Below are 4,064 nucleotides of genomic sequence, written 5' to 3'. Positions count from 1 at the left end.
AGAAGCAACAGATGTGAATGCTTTGGCCATTACCAAACTGGATGGAACAGCTAAAGGTGGCGTTGTTATTGGAATTTCGGACCAGTTCAAGATCCCTGTAAAATATATTGGTGTAGGCGAAGGAGTAAATGACCTTCAGCTATTCGACAAAAAAGCTTTTGTAGACAGCTTGTTTAAATAAGGATCTGCAATACATATTAAATTGACTAAAAAAATAAATGAATACTAAGACCACTTCCAAAATCATTACCGCTAAAAAACCTAAGATCAATGTCATTACCTTAGGCTGCTCTAAAAACATCTATGATTCTGAAGTTTTAATGGGACAGTTACGCGGCAATAGCATGGATGTGGTTCATGAAGCAGGCAAAGTTGGCAAAGATGATATCGTGGTCATCAATACCTGCGGGTTCATTGACAATGCGAAACAGGAATCTATTGATACCATTTTACAGTACAGTCAGCTTAAGGATGAAGGTAAAGTAGCTAAAGTTATTGTAACCGGATGTCTTTCGGAACGTTATAAACCAGAATTGGAATCTGAGATTACCAATGTTGATGCTTATTTTGGCACCAACGACCTGAACAATATCTTGCATTCTCTGGGTGCAAATTATAAACATGAGCTCATAGGCGAGCGTTTATTAACCACTCCTTCTCATTTTGCTTATTTTAAAATTGCAGAAGGCTGTAACCGTCCCTGCTCTTTCTGTGCAATTCCATTAATGCGTGGTAAACATGTATCACGCGACATGAATGAATTGGTGAATGAGGCTAAGATTCTCGCAGCCAACGGTACAAAAGAACTGATCCTGATTGCTCAGGACCTTACTTATTATGGACTTGATATTTACGGAAAACGCAATCTTGACGAATTGTTAAGACGTTTATCTGATGTCAATGGCATAGAATGGATCCGTTTGCAGTATGCCTACCCTTCCGGCTTCCCGATGGAAATTCTGGATGCGATGAACGAAAGGGAAAATATTTGTAAATACCTGGATATGCCACTTCAACATATTACTGATAATATGCTGAAGTCTATGCGCCGTGGTATTACCAAACAAAAAACCATAGACATTGTAAACCAGATCCGGGATAAAGTTCCCAACATTGCTATGCGTACTACGCTGATTTGTGGTTACCCTGGTGAGACAGAGCAGGACTTTGAAGAAATGTTAAGTTGGGTGGAAGATACCCGCTTTGACAGATTAGGTTGTTTTACCTATTCTCATGAAGAAAAAACCCATGCCCATAACCTCATAGATGATGTTCCTGAAGAAGTGAAACAGGAGCGTGTTGATGCGATTATGGAATTGCAGCAAGGTATTTCTTTCGATATTAACCAGGAAAAAGTAGGTAAGACGTATAAAGTATTGGTAGATAGAAAAGAAGGCGATTACTTTATCGGAAGAACTGAATTTGATTCTCCTGAGGTAGATAATGAGGTTTTAATAGATGCTGCTACTGGTTATGCTGCAAATGGAAGTTTTGTACAGGTAAAGATTGATCGTGCCGAAGATTTCGATCTGTATGGACAGATTGTAAAATAAAAGCATGGCTCTATGAATTATGGTTTAATAACTTAAATTCGTGCCGATGCTTGCTAAATATCTATCATACCAGGACACCCACTCCTTCTCGTCTATTGTATTGGATTACATAGAAGGGAAAAATGTACTTCAGCCTTTTTTCAAATACAAGCCCAATATACAGGGTTTCAAGGAGGCTATTGAAGAGCGGAATACAGATTGTAACAGGGATTTACTGGTACAGGTATTACAGCGCCAATATGAAGGCATCGCCCAAAGTGACCTGGTTAAACAGCATATTGAACTTCTTGCAGACCGGAAAACTTTTACCATTACCACCGGACATCAGCTGAATATCTTTACTGGCCCCCTATATTTTATCTATAAGATTATAACGGCCATTAACCTGGCCAGGGAATTGAAACAGACCTACCCGGACTATAATTTTGTTCCGGTATACTGGATGGCTACCGAAGACCACGATTTCGAAGAAATCAATCATGTGAAGGTAGAAGACAAGCTACTGACCTGGAATAAGAAAGCCGCAGGTGCAACAGGCAGGTTGAGTACAAAAGATATGGCTGAGGTTCTTCTGGCTTACAAAGGCTATTTAGGCATCAGTGAGAATGGTAAAAAGCTGGCCGACCTTGTTGAACAAGCTTATGCTGGTCACAGTACACTTGCCGCAGCAACCAGGGAGCTGGTTAACGGTATTTTTGGTGAAGAAGGTTTAGTCTGTATAGATGCCGATGAGCATTTGCTGAAAAAGGAATTTGCTCCGTTTGTTTACAGAGACATCACAGAACAAAATAGCTTTAAGCAGATCAGCACTGCTAATGCCGCACTCGAAGGTGAAGGATACAAACCTCAGGTCAATCCCAGAGAAATTAATTTCTTCTACATGAAGGATCAGCTTCGCGAAAGGATTATAGAAGAAAATGGCTTGTATAAAGTAAACAATACTTCTATTGGTTTTACCAAAGAATCGCTTCAGAAGGAAATAGATGAATTTCCGGAACGCTTCAGCCCTAATGTTGTAATGCGGCCGATGTACCAGGAAATTATACTTCCCAACCTGGCCTATATAGGTGGTGGCGCAGAAGTAACTTACTGGTTGCAGCTCAAATCAAATTTCGATTTTTATCATATACCTTATCCTGTGTTGATGCTCAGGAATTCGGCACTGGTGATTGATGCACAGAGTGCGAGAAAAATGCATATTCTGGGCATTACCCACCAAAGTCTTTTTCATAGTAATGAAATGCTTAAAAACGAATGGATCAAAGTTCATGTCAATAATCTTGCTTTAAGTTTGGAGGACGAGCGCAGGTCAATAAGTGCCGTTTTTGATCATATTAAACTGGACGCCTATAAAATAGATAAAACACTTTCACAATCTACAGATGGTGCCCGCATCAGGACCCTAAAACTGATCGATAATCTGGAAAAGAAAATGCTGAGGGCTGAAAAACGCAAGCATGTCACTTCGCTTAATCAGATAGATGGTTTAAAAAACAGGTTATTCCCTTCTGGTGTATTGCAGGAAAGAGTATTGAACATTGCTCCGATGTATGTGCTCTACGGCGATGACTTTATACAATCACTACTGGAGAGTTTCAAACCTCTGGAACACCGTTTTACTATTCTTTTTGCTTAACGATTACCTATGACCTTTCACACTTTCACTGAACAAAAACTCCGTGCTTTTACCGAACGTATTTTTCTGAAAATGGGCTGCAACAGTACAGATGCTGAACTGGCTGCAGATGTCTTGCTAAAATCAGACCTTAGAGGTATAGATTCACATGGCGTGGCCCGGTTAAGTGGCTATGTAAGGCTCTGGGAGAAAAAAAGGATTAATGCACAACCAAACATCAGGATCGTTCATGAAACAGCGACCACTGCGACCGTAGATGGCGACAGTGGATTAGGCCTTGTTGTAGCACCTTTTGCCATGAAAGTAGCTATAGAAAAAGCGGAAAAATATGGCAGCGGATGGGTGTCCGTTAAAAATTCGAACCATTTTGGTATCGCAGGCTATCATGCACTAATGGCCGTAGAAAAAGATATGATTGGTATTAGTATGACGAATGCCAGCCCTCTGGTGTCGCCTACCTATTCTAATGAACGCCTGTTGGGCACCAACCCTATGTGCTATGCCTTTCCCGCAGGAAAATATCCTCCCTTAATTGTAGATATGGCTACAGCGGCTGCAGCAAACGGTAAGCTCGAGATTGCGCAAAGATCTGGTCGGCCTATTCCTGAAGGATGGGTACAAGACAAAAATGGGAACCCTTCTACTGATCCTCATCAGTTAAAAGATGGCGGGTCTTTACTTCCATTAGGCAGTGATAAAGACCATGGAAGCCACAAAGGTTATGGATTAGGTGCTACCGTAGATATTTTATCAGCAGTGTTGTCCGGCGCTAATTATGGGCCGTGGGTGCCGCCATTTGTTGCCTTCCTGGAGCCTCCTTCCGATCCTGTTGGAGAAGGAATCGGCCATTTTCTGGGTGCAATGCGTGTGGATGG

General features: G+C 41.3%; 3 protein-coding genes and 1 pseudogene. All 4 read left to right on the top strand.

The window, feature by feature from the left end; translation table 11 throughout:
• Window positions 1–181 (top strand): annotated as a pseudogene (locus VNZ46_RS13045) (signal recognition particle-docking protein FtsY); the annotation flags it as partial.
• A gap of 37 nt (window positions 182–218) precedes the next feature.
• Window positions 219–1,553: a 30S ribosomal protein S12 methylthiotransferase RimO gene (gene rimO / locus VNZ46_RS13040; RefSeq protein WP_108554934.1), complete on the top strand. Its 1,335-nt coding sequence runs from the start codon at window positions 219–221 to the stop codon at window positions 1,551–1,553.
• A gap of 46 nt (window positions 1,554–1,599) precedes the next feature.
• Complete coding sequence (gene bshC, locus VNZ46_RS13035) at window positions 1,600–3,189, top strand: bacillithiol biosynthesis cysteine-adding enzyme BshC (protein ID WP_325560542.1); 1,590 nt, start codon at window positions 1,600–1,602, stop codon at window positions 3,187–3,189.
• A gap of 9 nt (window positions 3,190–3,198) precedes the next feature.
• Window positions 3,199–4,064, top strand: an 866-nt coding sequence (locus tag VNZ46_RS13030; RefSeq protein ID WP_325560541.1) for an Ldh family oxidoreductase, incomplete at its 3' end; no start/stop codon positions are given.

It is taken from the genome of Pedobacter sp., from assembly GCF_035566355.1.
In the GTDB taxonomy this organism is placed as follows: Bacteria; Bacteroidota; Bacteroidia; order Sphingobacteriales; family Sphingobacteriaceae; genus Pedobacter.
Note: the sequence above shows the minus strand (reverse complement) of the source record. Positions and strands in the feature narration are given on the sequence as shown.

Coding starts and splice junctions, on each gene's coding strand:
- rimO (WP_108554934.1), top strand. CDS start 219: ATGAATACTAAGACCACTTCCAAAATCATTACCGCTAAAAAACCTAAG.
- bshC (WP_325560542.1), top strand. CDS start 1,600: ATGCTTGCTAAATATCTATCATACCAGGACACCCACTCCTTCTCGTCT.